Annotated in this window: 14 protein-coding genes and 1 pseudogene; 11 read left to right on the forward strand and 4 right to left on the reverse strand. The window is 70.3% G+C overall.

Annotated elements, in window-relative coordinates; all coding sequences use genetic code 11:
• Nucleotides 1-396, reverse strand: a pseudogene (locus tag C6N40_RS14050) (hypothetical protein); the annotation flags it as partial.
• Complete coding sequence (locus C6N40_RS07380; RefSeq protein ID WP_162782135.1) at nucleotides 396-2,003, reverse strand: ExeA family protein; 1,608 nt, start codon at nucleotides 2,001-2,003, stop codon at nucleotides 396-398. The gene C6N40_RS07380 and the pseudogene C6N40_RS14050, both read right to left, overlap by 1 nt.
• A gap of 200 nt (nucleotides 2,004-2,203) precedes the next feature.
• Here C6N40_RS07380 and C6N40_RS07385 point away from each other — a divergent pair, with 200 nt between their 5' ends.
• On the forward strand, nucleotides 2,204-2,815 hold the full coding sequence (locus C6N40_RS07385; RefSeq protein ID WP_106990380.1) for a hypothetical protein: 612 nt from the start codon (nucleotides 2,204-2,206) through the stop codon (nucleotides 2,813-2,815).
• 46 nt (nucleotides 2,816-2,861) lie between these two features.
• Here C6N40_RS07385 and putA read toward each other — a convergent pair whose 3' ends face one another.
• A complete protein-coding gene (gene putA / locus C6N40_RS07390; RefSeq protein ID WP_425477682.1) occupies nucleotides 2,862-6,008 on the reverse strand; it encodes a bifunctional proline dehydrogenase/L-glutamate gamma-semialdehyde dehydrogenase PutA in 3,147 nt (1,048 codons plus the stop codon).
• Nucleotides 6,009-6,193: 185 nt separating this feature from the next.
• Here putA and C6N40_RS07395 point away from each other — a divergent pair, with 185 nt between their 5' ends.
• Genes C6N40_RS07395 through C6N40_RS07415 form a run of 6 tightly spaced genes read left to right on the forward strand, consistent with a single transcriptional unit; the run spans nucleotide 6,194 to nucleotide 10,910 of the window.
• The gene (locus tag C6N40_RS07395) at nucleotides 6,194-6,703 is read left to right on the forward strand and encodes a DUF2244 domain-containing protein (RefSeq protein ID WP_240183476.1); all 510 of its coding nucleotides are present in this window, start codon (nucleotides 6,194-6,196) and stop codon (nucleotides 6,701-6,703) included.
• Between the two features lie 6 nt (nucleotides 6,704-6,709).
• Complete coding sequence (gene coxB, locus C6N40_RS07400; RefSeq protein WP_106990382.1) at nucleotides 6,710-7,594, forward strand: cytochrome c oxidase subunit II; 885 nt, start codon at nucleotides 6,710-6,712, stop codon at nucleotides 7,592-7,594.
• Between the two features lie 26 nt (nucleotides 7,595-7,620).
• Nucleotides 7,621-9,249 carry a cytochrome c oxidase subunit I gene (gene ctaD / locus C6N40_RS07405; protein WP_106990383.1) on the forward strand — a complete coding sequence of 543 codons (1,629 nt, stop codon included), beginning with the start codon at nucleotides 7,621-7,623 and terminating at the stop codon, nucleotides 9,247-9,249.
• 43 nt (nucleotides 9,250-9,292) lie between these two features.
• The gene (locus C6N40_RS14540; protein ID WP_275887155.1) at nucleotides 9,293-9,424 is read left to right on the forward strand and encodes a hypothetical protein; all 132 of its coding nucleotides are present in this window, start codon (nucleotides 9,293-9,295) and stop codon (nucleotides 9,422-9,424) included.
• The gene (locus C6N40_RS07410) at nucleotides 9,421-10,002 is read left to right on the forward strand and encodes a cytochrome c oxidase assembly protein (protein WP_106990384.1); all 582 of its coding nucleotides are present in this window, start codon (nucleotides 9,421-9,423) and stop codon (nucleotides 10,000-10,002) included. Before C6N40_RS14540 ends, C6N40_RS07410 begins: the two co-directional genes overlap by 4 nt.
• Nucleotides 10,003-10,034: 32 nt before the next feature.
• The gene (locus C6N40_RS07415) at nucleotides 10,035-10,910 is read left to right on the forward strand and encodes a cytochrome c oxidase subunit 3 (protein ID WP_106990385.1); all 876 of its coding nucleotides are present in this window, start codon (nucleotides 10,035-10,037) and stop codon (nucleotides 10,908-10,910) included.
• Between the two features lie 103 nt (nucleotides 10,911-11,013).
• Here C6N40_RS07415 and C6N40_RS07420 read toward each other — a convergent pair whose 3' ends face one another.
• A complete protein-coding gene (locus tag C6N40_RS07420) occupies nucleotides 11,014-11,244 on the reverse strand; it encodes a twin transmembrane helix small protein (protein WP_106990386.1) in 231 nt (76 codons plus the stop codon).
• Between the two features lie 54 nt (nucleotides 11,245-11,298).
• Between C6N40_RS07420 and C6N40_RS07425 the strand changes: the two genes are divergently transcribed.
• From C6N40_RS07425 to cyoE, 4 genes are read left to right on the forward strand one after another with little or no spacing between them, the layout of a single operon-like run.
• Nucleotides 11,299-12,006, forward strand: a complete 708-nt coding sequence (locus C6N40_RS07425; RefSeq protein ID WP_320344216.1) for an SURF1 family protein — start codon at nucleotides 11,299-11,301, stop codon at nucleotides 12,004-12,006.
• Nucleotides 12,003-12,554 (forward strand): hypothetical protein, encoded by a 552-nt coding sequence (locus C6N40_RS07430; RefSeq protein ID WP_106990387.1) that lies wholly within the window; start codon nucleotides 12,003-12,005, stop codon nucleotides 12,552-12,554. The genes C6N40_RS07425 and C6N40_RS07430 overlap by 4 nt, the downstream gene beginning before the upstream one ends.
• 7 nt (nucleotides 12,555-12,561) lie before the next feature.
• Nucleotides 12,562-13,710: a COX15/CtaA family protein gene (locus C6N40_RS07435; RefSeq protein ID WP_106990388.1), complete on the forward strand. Its 1,149-nt coding sequence runs from the start codon at nucleotides 12,562-12,564 to the stop codon at nucleotides 13,708-13,710.
• A complete protein-coding gene (gene cyoE, locus C6N40_RS07440) occupies nucleotides 13,707-14,672 on the forward strand; it encodes a heme o synthase (RefSeq protein WP_106990389.1) in 966 nt (321 codons plus the stop codon). The genes C6N40_RS07435 and cyoE overlap by 4 nt, the downstream gene beginning before the upstream one ends.
• Nucleotides 14,673-14,713: the final 41 nt, after the last annotated feature.

Here is a 14,713-nt window from a genome sequence, read left to right on the forward strand (position 1 = left end):
CGGCTCGCTCGCCCTCGGGCTTGCGGGAGCTGGCCGGGGCGCGGGCGTGGCAACCGATGGCGCCGCCCGTGCGGACACCGGCTCGCCAGCCGGTGCCTCCACGGCCGCGGCCGGGACAGGCGCCGCGGTCGTCGGCGGGCTCGCGCCCGCGTCGGTCGGCGAGGGCGGGGCAACGACCACCTCGGCCTCTGCCGGCGCGGCCTGCCCGCGCGACCACTCGCGCCAGCCGAACACGGCCAGCACGACCAGCAGCAAGGCCGCCAGCGCATAGGCCCAGGCGGGGGTGCCTTCGCGCCGCGCCCGCACCAGCGGGGCCTGTTCGACGAACAGGCCGGGCGCCTGCCCGCGCTGGCGCTCGGCCTCGGACTTCTTCAGGGCGTCGAGGATCAGCGACATCAGTCCAGCACCCGGCGCAGGCGCGGGCCTTCGTTCTCGCGCGCCGACAGCGCCAGCAGGGTTTCCGGGCCCACCACGCCGTCGGGCGCCAGGCCGTTGGCTTCCTGCAGGCGACGGACCGCGGCGAGGCTGGCGCCGTCGAGCACGGCCGGGCCGGCCTCGGGCGACTGCAGGCCGATGCGGTCGCGCAGGCGGTCGTGGATCCAGTCCACGGCCGGGCCGCTGTCGCCGGGGGCGGGCGCCGGCATCAGGAAGTCGGGGCCGCGCCAGAGCGCGGCGTAGTCGCCGGTCCAGGCGCGCTCGAGCGCCAGCCGGTCGGTATCGAAGCGGCCACCGCCGAGCCACAGCCGCACGCGCACCGCGTCGGCGCCCAGCAGCAGCGCCCACGCTTCGCCGTCGGCGGACTGCAGCCGCAGCAGCGCCGGGCGGCCCAGCGCCGCGAGCTTGCCGAGCGTGGCGCGGCCGCGCAGGCAGTAAAGGCCCGGCGCCAGCACCGGCGGGCAGGCCTGGGCGCGATCGATGGTGGTTTCCTGCGCACGCACCGTCCACAGGCCGAGCAGCTGGCCCCAGGCCGGCTGGGCGGAGCCGCTGCCCAGGCGGATGCGCGCACCGAGTTCCTCGCCGGGCAGGTAGGGCACCACGGGCGGTGGCGGCGCGGCTTCGGAGGTCGTCGCGGCCGGTGTTGGGGTCGGCGCGGGCGGGCTGCGGTCGCGCAGGGCCAGCGACACCGCCACCAGCGCCAGCACCGCCGCCACGCCCCAGGCCAGGTTGAACTTCGGCAGGCGCGACAGCCTGGGCGCCAGCGCCTCGCGCGCGGCGCGGTCGACCCAGCGTTCGCCCAGCTGCGCTTCGTCGTGGGCATAGCCGGCCAGCAGCGCGCGCTCGGCGATGATGTTCACCAGCCGCGGCACGCCGCCGGAATGGTGGTGGATGCGCTTGATCGCCAGCTTGGTGAAGGGGAAGCGCTTGCCGCCGGCCACCGCGAACCGGTGCCGCAGGTAGGCCTCGGTCTCGGCCGCGTCCATCGGCGTGAGGTGGAAGCGCGCGGTGACGCGCTGGGCCAGCTGGCGCAGGTCCTCGCGCGCCAGCAGTTCGCGCAGCTCCGGCTGGCCCAGCAGCAGGATCTGCAGCAGCTTCTGGGTCGGCGTCTCGAGGTTGGTGAGCAGGCGCACCTGCTCGAGCGCCTCGGCGCTGAGGTTCTGCGCCTCGTCGATGATCAGCACCACGCGCAGGCCCTGGGCGTAGGCGTCGAGCAGGTAGTGGTTGAGTGCGTCGACCAGGGCCTTGAGGCTGCCCTTGCGGCCGGCGGTGTCGATGCGCAGTTCCTCGCAGATCGTCTCGAGCAGCTCGACCGGGCTCAGCCGCGGGTTGAGCACCAGCGCCACGCGCACGTTCTCGGGCAGCTGTTCGAGCAGCAGGCGGCAGAGCGTGGTCTTGCCGGTGCCGACTTCGCCGGTGAGCTGCACGAAGCCGCCGCCGCCGCCCTGGCCGATGCCGAAAAGCAGGTGCGCGAGCGCGTCCCGGTGCCGTTCGCCCAGGTAGACGAAGCGAGGGTCCGGGGTGATCGAGAACGGCGGCTCGTCCAGGCCGTAGTGCTCGAGGTACATGCGCTTTCCCGCGGGAATGGGCGCCCAGCATGCCATGTCTCCGGCGCGGGCTGGAATCGCGGCATTCCGATCCGCCGCGCGTCGCTTTCCACGCCCGGGCCATGGCGTGTGCCTACCGGTGCGCAGGACTTACGCCGACGCGACGGCCGGCGCCGCGCGGGAGGCTGGAACGGCGCCATCCCGGCGCGGGAGGAGGACCCATGAAGACCATCGTTTCGTTCCTGGCCATGCTGCTGCTGGCCTTGGCCCTGCCGTCGCGCGCGGCGCCGGCCGCAGGCGTGGGCGGCATCGGCGAAGACCGGCTGCTCTGCAACCTGCACATCACGGCGGCCGTGCACGAGTCCACGCGCTTCACCGACGACGGCGCCACCCACCTGGTCTGGGAAGACAGCCTGGGCCGGCGCACCCGGGCCGAACTGCGGGCGGACGGCGCCGTGGTGCTGCGCCTGCCCGATGGCCGCGTGGAGCACCACCCGCCGTCCACGCGCCTGCCCAGCGAACAGCAGGTGGCCCGCGTCGAGCGGGTGCTGGCCGCGTACCGCGAGCGGGGCGTCGACCTGGTCGGGCGGCGCTTCATCGATCCGGCCGCCGCCCCGGCACCCACCCCGCCCGACTCCGGCAGCCGGTGGGACAACCGCGATGGCATCTGGGTGATCGTCGATGCCTGCGAAAAGGCGGAGCGCGCCGCCCGCGACACCTGCACCTTCGAATGCGGCCAGGAAGGCATGACCGGCTTCTACAAGCCCGGTGAATGCGGGGCCGGCTCGTCCTGCAGCTGTGGCTATGTGCTCGGCGGCCCGGTGACCCTGTGAGGCAGGCGACCCTCCCGGCGACGGGAGGGTCGCGTCGCGCGCCGGCTCAGTCGTCGAGCGTGAGCAGCGAGGCGTTGCCGCCGGCCGCGGTGGTGTTGACGGTGACCGTGCGCTCGGTGACGAAGCGCAGCAGGTAGTGCGGGCCGCCGGCCTTCGGGCCGGTGCCGCTCAGGCCTTCGCCGCCGAAGGGTTGCACGCCCACCACGGCGCCGACCTGGTTGCGGTTGACGTAGCAGTTGCCCACGCGCACGGTGCTGGCGATCTTCTCCACCGTCGCGTCGATGCGCGAGTGGATGCCCAGCGTGAGGCCATAGCCGGTGGCGTTGATGTCGGCCAGCACCTTGTCCAGCTCGCTGGCCTGGTAGCGCACCACGTGCAGCACCGGGCCGAACACTTCGCGGGTGAGCTGCGAGAGCGAGGACAGCTCGTAGGCGCGCGGCGCGAAGAAGCAGCCGTGGGCGGTCGCTTCGGGCAGCTTCACTTCCTTGATCAGCTTCGCTTCCCGGTCCATGCGCGCGGCGTGCTCGGCCAGCACCTTGCGGGCGTCTTCGTCGATCACCGGGCCGACGTCGGTGCTCAGCAGGGCTGGGTCGCCCACCGCCAGCTCGTCCATGGCGCCGGCGAGCATGGCGACCACCTTGTCGGCGATGTCGGCCTGCACGAACAGCACGCGCGCCGCGGAGCAGCGCTGGCCGGCCGAATCGAAGGCCGAGGTCATGGCGTCCTTCACCAGCTGCTCGGGCAGGGCCGAGGAGTCGGCGATGAGCGCGTTCTGGCCGCCGGTTTCGGCGATCAGGGTGGCGATGGGCGCGTTGCGCGCGGCCAGGGCGCGGTTGATCGCCCAGGCCGTTTCGGTCGAGCCGGTGAAGCACACGCCGGCCACGCGCGGGTCGCGGGTGAGCGCCGCGCCGACGGTGGCGCCGTCGCCGGGCAGCAGCTGCAGCACGTCCTTGGGCACGCCGGCTTCGTGCAGCAGCTGCGTGGCCAGGAAGGCGGTGAGCGTGGTCTGTTCGGCGGGCTTGGCCAGCACGCTGTTGCCGGCGGCGAGCGCCGCGGCCACCTGGCCGATGAAGATGGCCAGCGGGAAGTTCCAGGGGCTGATGCAGACGAACGCGCCGCGGCCGTGCAGCCACAGCTCGTTCGACTCGCCGGTGGGGCCCGGCAGCTTCTCGGGCTGGGCCAGCAGCTTGCGCGCCTGCATGGCGTAGTAGCGCAGGAAGTCCACCGCCTCGCGCACTTCGGCCACGGAGGCGGCCAGCGACTTGCCGGCCTCCTTCACGCAGATGGCGATGTACTGCGGCAGGCGCTGTTCGAGCAGGTCGGCGGCGTGTTCGAGGATGAGCGCGCGGCTGGCGGCCGGGGTGCGGTCCCAGCCGGGCTGGGCGGCGATGGCGTTGGCCAGGGCCTTCTCGACGGTGGCCGTGTCGGCCGCCAGGTATTCGCCCACGCGCTCGCGGCGGTCGGCCGGGTTGGTCACCGGCACCGTCGCGCCCGAGGCCGCGGCGCCCGGCACCAGCGGCATGGCCGAGACCGGCTTGAGCGCGGCGTTGATCTCGCGCGCGAGGGTGGCGAGGGTTTCGTCGTTGGCGAGGTTGGCGCCCATGGAATTGTTCCTGTCTTCGCCTGCGGCCCGGTACAGGTCGCGCGGCAGGGGGATGCGGGTGTGCGGCTTGCTGGCGTAACCGGCCACGGTGGCCACCGGGTCGGCCACCAGTTCGGCGGCCGGCAGCGATTCGTCGGTGATGCGGTTGACGAAGCTGGAGTTGGCGCCGTTCTCGAGCAGGCGGCGCACCAGGTAGGGCAGCAGGTCCTCGTGCGAACCCACCGGCGCGTAGACGCGGCAGGGCACGCCCAGCCGGTCGGCCGGGATCACTTCGGCGTAGAGGTCGTCGCCCATGCCGTGCAGCTTCTGGTACTCGAAGCGGGCGCCGCCGGCGTAGTGGTGGATGGCCGCGATGGTGTGCGCGTTGTGGGTGGCGAACATCGGGTAGATGGCGTCGGACGCCGCCAGCATTCGCCGCGCGCAGGCCAGGTAGCTCACGTCGGTGTTGGCCTTGCGGGTGAACACCGGGTAGCCCAGGTAACCCTCGGCCTGGGCCTTCTTGACCTCGCTGTCCCAGTAGGCGCCCTTGACCAGACGCATCGGGATGCGGCGGCCGCCGCGGCGGGCCAGGTCGGCGATGAAGTCGATCACGGCCGGTGCGCGCTTCTGGTAGGCCTGCACCGCCAGGCCGTAACCCTCCCAGCCGTCGAGCGATGGATCGGCGTAGGCGCCGGCGATCACGTCCAGGCTCAGTTCCAGGCGCTCGGACTCTTCGGCGTCGATGGTGAAGCCGATGCCCTGGTCGCGCGCCAGCTGCGCCAGCTCAAGCACGCGCGGGGTCAGTTCGGCCTGCACGCGGGCGCGCTTGGCCAGCTCGTAGCGCGGGTGCAGGGCCGAGAGCTTGACCGAGATCGAGGGCGCCGCGAGCACGTCGGGGTAGGGGCCGCCGGCGCCGATCGCGGCGATGGCGTCGCGGTAGGCGCGGAAATAGCGGTCGGCGTCGGCCTGGGTGAAGGCGGCCTCGCCGAGCATGTCGAACGAATACAGGTACTTGGCCTGCTCGCCCTTGCGGCTGCGCTCGAGCGCCTCGGCGATGGTGCGGCCCATGACGAACTGGTGGCCCATGATGCGCATGGCCTGGCGCACGGCCAGGCGGATGGCCGGTTCGCCGGCGCGGCCGACCAGGCGGCGGAAGGCGCCGATGGCGTTGCGGCGGGTTTCCTCGGCCAGGTTGACCATGCGGCCGGTCAGCATCAGGCCCCAGGTGGAGGCGTTGACCAGCACCGAGCTCGACTGGCCCATGTGGCGGTCCCAGTCGGCGTCGCCGAGCTTGTCGCGGATGAGCTTGTCGGCGGTGGCGCGGTCGGGGATGCGCAGCAGGGCCTCGGCCACACACATCAGCAGCACGCCTTCCTCGCTGGACAGGTCGTACTGGCGCATGAAGGCCTCGACCATGCCCGGGTCGGCGGCCCGGATGCGGGTGCGGCCCACCAGGGCCTCGGCCGTGGCCTGCACCCGGGCCTGTTCGTCGGCCGGCAGGCGGGCCTGGTCGAGCAGCCCGGCCAGGTGTTCGGCTTCGTCGCGGTGGTAGGCCGCGGTGATCCGGGCGCGCAGTTCGGACGGCTCGCCGGGGAGTTCAGGGCTCAGGATCGGGGTCACGGGGGTCCAGGCTGGCGGGCGCGGGGCGCGCGAGAACGCGAATTCTAAGGCCCCCGAGAGGGGGGGGGAAGCCGTGGCCCCCGGGGGGCGGGCAGGCATCGCCCGGGTTTCGGCTTGCCCCCCTGTCGCGGGGGTAGCTAAAATCCCTCGGTTCTAGCTGGTCGCGGAGAATCCGCGTGATCGAGCTCGAAGTTACGGTGCCGTCCGGCCCCGGGGCCCGTCTGGTGCTCCGGCCGCGGCGCGCCATGACGGCGGGCCAGTTCACCGGGTTGTTCGTGGCCCTGTCGCTGGCCGCCTTCACGGTGGCCTGTTTCGCCTGGTGGAGCCAGGGCAACGTCCTTGCCCCGGTCTTCGCCTTGCTGGACGCGGCCTTCATCGCGGCGGTGCTGCGATGGGTGTGGCGCCAGGGCGAACGCTTCGAGGTGATCGCGGTCGATCCGCGCCATCTGGAAGTGCGGCGCTCGGCCCAGTCAGGGCCGGCCTTCGAGGCGCATCCGTACTGGGTGCGGGTTTCGGTGGCCGGCGCAGAAGGCCGGGAGCGGGTACTGTTGGGCTCGCAGGGCCGGCAGGTCGAGGTTGGCTCCTTCCTGCCACCGGGGGAGCGCCTGGAACTCGCGGCAAGGTTGAAAGAATTGCTGGCATCGGCCTCGGGCCGGTGCCGGGACCAAGACCACACGTTGGGGTAAGTTCGGATGAATGCGAAGAAAGCAAGCGCCATCGCCGCCAAGGCCGCCACCGGCCTGCTGGCCGCCATGGCCAGTGTCTCGGCCTGGGCCGACAGCGAGCCGGTCCGCTGGCAGCTGAACATGCCCGAGGGCGTCACCCGCACCGCGGAGAACGCCTACAGCATGCACATGCTGATGCTGTGGATCTGCGTGGTCATCGGCGTCGCCGTGTTCGGCGCGATGGCCGTGGCCATGTTCAAGTTCCGCAAGTCGAAGGGCGCCAAGCCCGACGTGTCGTTCACCCACAGCACCAAGCTGGAGATCATCTGGACCGTCATCCCGGTCATCATCCTGGTGGTGATGGCGGTGCCGGCCACCAGCATGGTGATCGAGCAGTACGACACCCGCGGCCACGAGATGACCGTGAAGGTCACCGGCTACCAGTGGATGTGGCGCTACGAGATCGTCGGCGAGGACGTGAACTTCATCTCCCGCCTCGACCGCGAGTCCGACCGCATCCGCCAGAGCGGCGAGCGTCCGGACCCGGCCCTCGTCCCGCACTACCTGCGCGACGTCGACAACCCGCTGGTGCTGCCTACCGACACCAAGATCCGCCTGGTGATGACCGCCGACGACGTCATCCACTCCTGGTGGGTGCCGGCGCTGGGCTGGAAGCAGGACGCCATCCCCGGAATCATCAACGAAGCCTGGACCGAGATCAGCGAGCCGGGCACCTACCGCGGCGTCTGCGCCGAGCTGTGCGGCAAGGACCACGGCTTCATGCCGATCGTCGTCAAGGCCGTGCCGCGCGCGGAATACGAGGCCTGGCTGACCGCGCACAAGGCCGGTGACCTGGCCGAAGCCGCCCGCATCGCCGCCACCGCCCCGGCCCAGGCCGGCGGCGAAGGCTGAGCAGAACACTGAGAGAGGCACGAGAAATGGCACACGTTGACGCCCACGCCGACCACCACGGCGAGCACAAGCAAAGCTTCTTCCAGCGCTGGTTCTACTCGACCAACCACAAGGACATCGGCACCCTCTACCTGGTGTTCTCGCTGGTGATGTTCTTCATCGGCGGTTCGATGGCGCTGGTCATCCGCGCCGAGCTGTTCCAGCCCGGCCTGCAGCTGGTCGAGCCCGAGTTCTTCAACCAGATGACCACCATGCACGCGCTGGTGATGATCTTCGGCGCGGTCATGCCGGCCTTCGTGGGCCTGGCCAACTGGATGATCCCGCTGCAGATCGGCGCCCCGGACATGGCGCTGCCGCGCATGAACAACTGGTCCTTCTGGATCATGCCGTTCGCCTTCACCCTGCTGCTGATGCCGATCATCCTGCAGCTGCTGTTCGGCATCGGTGGCGGCGGCCCGGCCGGCGGCTGGACCCTGTACCCGCCGCTGTCGCTGCAGGGCGGCAACTCCACCGCGTTCACCATCTTCGCCATCCACCTGATGGGCATCAGCTCGATCATGGGCGCGATCAACATCATCGCCACCGTGCTCAACATGCGCGCCCCGGGCGTCGACCTGCTGAAGATGCCGGTGTTCGCCTGGACCTGGCTGATCACCGCCTTCCTGCTGATCGCCGTGATGCCGGTGCTGGCGGGCGCGGTCACGATGCTGCTGACCGACAAGTTCTTCGACACCAGCTTCTTCAACGCCGCCGGTGGCGGTGACCCGGTGATGTACCAGCACATCTTCTGGTTCTTCGGTCACCCCGAGGTCTACATCATGATCCTGCCGGCCTTCGGCATCGTGTCGGAGATCATCCCGACCTTCAGCCGCAAGCCGCTGTTCGGCTACCAGGCCATGGTGTACGCCACCGCCGCGATCGCCTTCCTGTCGTTCATCGTCTGGGCCCACCACATGTTCACCGTGGGCATGCCGCTGGGCGGCGAGCTGTACTTCATGTACGCGACGATGCTGATCTCGATCCCGACCGGCGTGAAGGTCTTCAACTGGGTCACCACCATGTGGCGTGGTTCGATCAGCTTCGAGACCCCGATGCTGTTCGCGCTGGGCTTCGTGGTGATGTTCACCATCGGCGGCTTCTCGGGCCTGATGCTCGCGATCGTGCCGGCCGACTACCAGTACCACGACACCTACTTCGTGGTGGCGCACTTCCACTACGTGCTCGTCACCGGCGCCGTCTACGGCATCATGGCCGGCGTGTACTACTGGCTGCCGAAGTGGACCGGCCACATGTACAACGAGACCCTGGGCAAGTGGCACTTCTGGCTGTCCACGATCTTCGTGAACCTGCTGTTCTTCCCGCAGCACTTCCTGGGCCTGGCGGGCATGCAGCGCCGCGTGCCGGACTACAACATGGCCTTCGCCGACTTCAACATGTGGTCGACCATCGGCGGCTTCGGCTTCGGCATCAGCCAGCTGCTGTTCGCCTACATCGTCTGGAAGACCGCCCGTGGCGGCGTCAAGGCCGAGGCTCGCGCCTGGGAAGGCGCCAAGGGCCTGGAGTGGACCGTGCCTTCGCCGGCGCCGCACCACACCTTCACCCTGCCGCCGGTCATCAAGGACGGCGACCTCGCCCACGGCGACGTGACCCACTGACGCGAGGCTGCGGCGCCCCTGTCCGGGGCGCCGCGACACCGACATGACCCAGCAGCCCACCGCCAGCAAGACCGACGAAACCCGCCGCCGCGGCGTCCGCCGCACGGCCTGGGCGATCGCGATCGTGGCGGTGGGCATCTACGTCGCCTTCATGCTCTCTGCGGTGCTGCCATGAAGCCTTCCTCGAACGCCACGCTCAAGACCGCCGTGCTGGTGTCAGTCGGCGCCTTCCTGTTCACCTTCGGCATGGTGCCGCTGTACTACATCGCCTGCGAGAAGGTGTTCGGCATCAAGCTCGAGCAGGGGCCGGCGGGCGAAGCCCGCGTGGCCGGCCTGGCGGTGGACGAAGACCGCATGGTCACCATTGAGTTCGACGCCACCGTGAACTCGAAGCTGCCCTGGGAGTTCAAGCCGACGCAGCTGAGCATGCAGGTGCGCCCGGGCCAGGTCTACGAGATGAACTACATCGCGCGCAACGTCGGCGACCACGCCATCGTCGGCAACGCCGCGCCTTCGGTGGCGCCGTCCACGGCCTCCACCTTCTTCAACAAGACCGAGTGCTTCTGCTTCACCGAGCAGATGCTGGGCGCGGGCGAGGAACGCCTGATGCCGGTGCGTTTCATCGTCGATCCGGCGCTGCCGGACAACGTGCGGACGCTCACGCTTTCCTACACCTTCTACAACAACGACGTGGCCACGGCCCGCCTCGCCGGCAGCGCCCATTCGGGCGCCTCCGCGCACGCGGCACCGTGACACCCGACCCACCAGGAATACCGGGGAACACCATGGCAAGCACCCACGACGATCCGAACGTCTACTACGTCCCGCACCACAGCCCCTGGCCGTTCATCGGTTCGGTCACGCTGTTCACGACGATGGTGGGCGTGGCCAACTGGTTCAACGGCCATGCCTGGGGCCAGCCGGTGTTCTTCATCGGCCTGCTGGCGACGCTGGCGGTGCTGTTCGGCTGGTTCGGCAACGTCATCGCCGAGTCGGTGTCGGGCAAGTACAACGACAAGGTGGACGCCTCGTTCCGCATGGGAATGATGTGGTTCATCTTCTCCGAGGTGATGTTCTTCGCCGCCTTCTTCTGCGCCCTGTTCTACGTGCGCCAGTTCGCGTTGCCGTGGCTGTCGGGCGAGGGCGACGGCGCCCTGACCAACCAGTTCATCTGGCAGGGCTTCAGCGCCGGCTGGCCGAGCAACGGCCCGGGCGAAATCGGCGGTGCCTTCCAGACCATCCCGGCCTGGGGCCTGCCGCTGGTCAACACCCTGCTGCTGCTCACCTCGGGCGTCACCCTCACCATCGCCCACCACGCCATCAAGGCCAACCAGCGCGGCAAGCTGGTGTTCTGGCTGGGCGCGACGATCGTCCTGGGCATCATCTTCATGTTCGTGCAGGGCTACGAGTACTACCACGCCTACGCCGAGCTGGGCCTCACCCTGGGTTCGGGCATCTACGGCTCGACCTTCTTCATGCTCACTGGCTTCCACGGCATGCACGTGTTCCTGGGCACGGTGATGCTGACCGTCATCTGGCTGCGCTGCCTGAAGGGCCACTTCAGCCCCGACCACCACTTCGGCTTCGAGGCGGTGGCGTGGTACTGGCACTTCGTCGACGTGGTCTGGCTGGGCCTGTTCGTCTTCGTCTACGTGCTGTGACCGGCCAGGTCCGAACGTAGTTGGGCCTCCAGGCCCGACCGCTTTCGGGCCTGGTGGCCCTCCAGCAAAAGCATCGGGCCGGCGTTGAGCCGGCCCGATGTTTTCAGGGGGCCGAGTTGCGGCCGATGCCGTGCGGTTCGATCAGGCCGGTCAGGATGCCGATGATCACCAGCACGAACAGGGCCACCGACAGCCCGATGCGCCAGGTCAGCGACTTCACCGTGCGCTTGGTGCGTCCCTTGTCCACCATCATGTAGTAGAGGCCGGCACCGAGGTTCCAGAGGATGAAGAGGAAGAATCCGATGACGACCAGGGTTTTCAGCTCGCTGCTCATGGACGGTGCCGCTTGTGGGGTGAAGTCGCCATTATCCGCCCCCCGGGGCCGCGCGTGTTGAAAAACCGCGTGCTGCTGGCGATGTTCGGCCTGTGCCTGGTGCTGGGCTTCTCCGCGCTGGGCCGCTGGCAGCTGGGCCGCGCGCTGGAGAAGGAAGCGCTGCTGGCCGACACCGCCGGCGTGCTGGCCGGTCCGGCGGAGCCGCTCGGCGCGGCGATGGCCACGCCGGGTGGCATCCGCAAGGTGGCCGGCGCGGGACGCTTCCTCGACACGCCCTCGCTGTGGCTCGACAACCAGCGCCGTGGCCAGCGCGTTGGCGTGCGCCAGTACTGCGCCTTCCAGCCCGCCGGCGCGGATGCCCCGCTGCTGGTGGACCTGGGCTGGCTGCCGCTGCCGGCCGACCGCACCCTGCCGGCCAGCGACTGCCCGCGCGGCGAGGCGACACTGGCCGGCCTGCTGGCGCCGCCGCCGGCGGTGGGCCTGAAGCTCGGCGGCGGCCTGGAATCGCGCGACGGCGGCCGGAACTGGCTGGCCCTGCACCTCGAGCCCATGCGCGTGGCCGAGGCCTGGCAACTGCCGGCACTGGCGCCGCGGGTGCTCAGGCTCGATCCTGCCCTGCCGCTGGGCCATGAACGCGACCTTGAGTTGCTTTCCAATACGCTGCCTCCGGAAAAGCACCGCGGTTACGCCCTGCAGTGGTTCGGCCTGGCCGCCGCCGCCCTGGTGACCCTCCTCCTGCTCTGGTTCCGCAAGAAATCATGACCACCAACCAACAATCCCGATCGCGCCTGCAGCTGCTGCTCGTGGCCGCGCTCTTCCTCGGCAGCTTCGGTGTCGCGGCCACGCTGTTCTTCGGCGGCTGGAAACCGGGCCAGACGCGCAACATCGGCCAGATGCTCGACCCGTACCCGCAGCTGCAGTCGCTGTCGCTGGCGAAAGCCGACGGCGCCGCCTGGCAGTGGCAGCCGGCGGAGCGCAACTGGCATGTGGTATTCGTGGCGCCGGAAGGCTGCGGCCAGCCTTGCCTGGCCATGCACGATGCGCTGCACCGGGTCTGGGTGTCCGAAGGTCGCCACGCCGATCGGCTGAAGGTGCTGTGGTTCGGCGAGGTGCCGGCCGGCGCCGCCGGCTTCGGCGGCTTCGTGCCCATGCAGCCCAGCGCTGAGCTCGCCGCGCTGCTGCCCGACGTCGCCCGCCCCGACGCGCTGCCGGCCTACCTGGCCGACCCCAATGGTTACCTCGTCTTGCGCTACGCCCCGGGTTTCGACCCCTCCGGCCTGCGCAAGGACCTCGGACGTGTGCTGAAGTAGGCCCCTGATGAACGCTCCTTCCCGTCATTTCCACCGCCTGGCCTGGGCCGCGCTGATCCTCGCGCTGGGCGTCATCGTCTTCGGCGGCTTCGTGCGGCTGTCCAACGCCGGCCTGAGCTGCCCCGACTGGCCCACCTGTTACGGCAAGGCCACCTGGCCGACCCAGGACCACGAGATCGCCTCGGCCAACGAGGCCTTCGAGCGCGCGGTCGAAGTCTCCAAGGCCTGGCGCGAACAGTTCCACCGCCACATCGCCGCGCTGCTGGGCGTGCTGGTGCTGGCGCTGTCGCTGCTGGCCGCGCGCAAGCGCAAGGGCGGCGTGGCCAGCGTGCTCGCGGCCTCGGCGCTGGTGGCGCTGTCGATCCCGGTCTACATGGGCGTGGGCGGCATGGCGCCCAACCACGCGCTGTCCGTCGCGCTGTGGCTGGCCGGCGAGCTGATCCTGCTGGTGCAGGTGCTGCGCTGGTCGAACGTGGACGCCGCGCGCCTGAGCACGGCGCTGCTGATGGTGATCATCTTCCAGGCCGTGCTCGGCATGTGGACGGTGATCTGGCTGGTGAAGCCGGCGATCGTGATGGCGCACCTGCTCGGCGGCCTGCTCACGTTCTCGCTGCTCACCTGGCTGGCCTGGGGCACCACGCCGTCGTCGGCGCTGGTGGCGGCCGAGGCGCCGAAGCTGCGCCGCCTGCTGTGGATCGGCCTGGTGCTGCTGGTGGTGCAGATCGCGCTCGGCGGCTGGACCAGCGCCAACTACGCGGCCCTGGCCTGCGGCACCGACTACCCGACCTGCCTGGGCCAGTGGTGGCCGGAGCAGGACTACGCCGAAGGCTTCGTGCTCTGGCGCGGCATCGGCGTGGACTACGAGGGTGGCGTGCTCGACGGCCCGGCGCGCGTGGCGATCCAGATGGCGCACCGGCTGTTCGCCCTGCTGGTGGTCGGCCACCTGCTGGTCGTGGGCATCCGCCTGCTGCGCACGCCCGGCCTGGTGTTCTGGGGCGTGATGCTGCTGGTGCTGCTGACCGTGCAGGTGGCGCTGGGCATCAGCAACATCATGCTCGGCCTGCCGCTGTGGGTGGCCACGGCGCACAACGCCGGCGCCGCGCTGCTGCTGTTCACCGTCGTCGGCCTGCTGGCCCGCCTGCGGGCGCCGGAATGAGCCTGCAGCCCGCCGCCTACTGGGAGCTGACCAAGCCGCGCGTGGTGGCGCTGATCGTGTTCACCGCGATCATCGGCATGTTCCTGGCGGTCGGGCCGGGCGAAGCCTTCCCGTGGGCGCGCATGGCGCTGGGCGCGCTGGGCATCTGGCTGGCGGCGTCCTCGGCCGCCGCCATCAACCACCTGCTCGACCAGCGCATCGACGTGCTGATGGCGCGCACCCAGCACCGCCCGCTGGCCACCGGTTCGCTGCGCCCGCCCCAGGTGCTGGCCTTCGCGCTGGTGCTGGGCGTCGTCTCGATGGCCGTGCTGGTGCTGTGGGTGAACGCCTTCACCGCCGCGCTCACCTTCGCCTCGCTGATCGGCTACGCCGTCATCTACACCGGCTGGCTCAAGCGCGCTACGCCGCAGAACATCGTCATCGGCGGCCTGGCCGGCGCCGCGCCGCCGGCCCTGGGCTGGGCGGCGGTGAAGGGCTGGCCGGCGGGCGTGTCGTTCTGGGCCCTCGCGGGCGACCCCTTGCGCTATGACTATGCGCTGCTGCTGGTGCTGATCATCTACGTCTGGACGCCGCCGCACTTCTGGGCGCTGGCCATCTTCCGCCGCGACGATTACGCCAAGGCGCTGATCCCGATGCTGCCGGTGGTCTACGGCGTCACCTACACGCGCTGGCAGATCCTGTTCTACACCGTGCTGCTGGTGGTGGTCACCGTGCTGCCCGCCGCCACCGGAATGGCCGGCGTGTTCTACCTCGGCGGCGCCCTGGTGCTGGGCGGCGTGTTCCTGTGGATGGCGGTGCGCCTGCTCAACCCGCCCTCCGAGCTCTACGCGATGAAGGTCTTCAACTACTCCATCGTCTACCTGATGGCGCTGTTCGCCTTCATGCTGGCCGACCACTGGCTGCTGCCGCCCGCGCCGGTCGCCGAGGTCGCCGCGCCGATCCTCGAGTTCGTCCCGCAATAAGGGGACGGGTGCATTTTTGGCGAAGCCAAAAATGCACCCGT

This window comes from Arenimonas caeni, from assembly GCF_003024235.1.
GTDB lineage: Bacteria > Pseudomonadota > Gammaproteobacteria > Xanthomonadales > Xanthomonadaceae > Arenimonas > Arenimonas caeni.

What these genes read in the sequence shown, in the direction of transcription:
- C6N40_RS07380 (WP_162782135.1), bottom strand. Translation starts at nt 2,003, where the DNA reads ATGTACCTCGAGCACTACGGCCTGGACGAGCCGCCGTTCTCGATCACC.
- C6N40_RS07385 (WP_106990380.1), top strand. Translation starts at nt 2,204, where the DNA reads ATGAAGACCATCGTTTCGTTCCTGGCCATGCTGCTGCTGGCCTTGGCC.
- coxB (WP_106990382.1), top strand. Translation starts at nt 6,710, where the DNA reads ATGAATGCGAAGAAAGCAAGCGCCATCGCCGCCAAGGCCGCCACCGGC.
- ctaD (WP_106990383.1), top strand. Translation starts at nt 7,621, where the DNA reads ATGGCACACGTTGACGCCCACGCCGACCACCACGGCGAGCACAAGCAA.
- C6N40_RS14540 (WP_275887155.1), top strand. Translation starts at nt 9,293, where the DNA reads ATGACCCAGCAGCCCACCGCCAGCAAGACCGACGAAACCCGCCGCCGC.
- C6N40_RS07410 (WP_106990384.1), top strand. Translation starts at nt 9,421, where the DNA reads ATGAAGCCTTCCTCGAACGCCACGCTCAAGACCGCCGTGCTGGTGTCA.
- C6N40_RS07415 (WP_106990385.1), top strand. Translation starts at nt 10,035, where the DNA reads ATGGCAAGCACCCACGACGATCCGAACGTCTACTACGTCCCGCACCAC.
- C6N40_RS07420 (WP_106990386.1), bottom strand. Translation starts at nt 11,244, where the DNA reads ATGAGCAGCGAGCTGAAAACCCTGGTCGTCATCGGATTCTTCCTCTTC.
- C6N40_RS07430 (WP_106990387.1), top strand. Translation starts at nt 12,003, where the DNA reads ATGACCACCAACCAACAATCCCGATCGCGCCTGCAGCTGCTGCTCGTG.
- C6N40_RS07435 (WP_106990388.1), top strand. Translation starts at nt 12,562, where the DNA reads ATGAACGCTCCTTCCCGTCATTTCCACCGCCTGGCCTGGGCCGCGCTG.
- cyoE (WP_106990389.1), top strand. Translation starts at nt 13,707, where the DNA reads ATGAGCCTGCAGCCCGCCGCCTACTGGGAGCTGACCAAGCCGCGCGTG.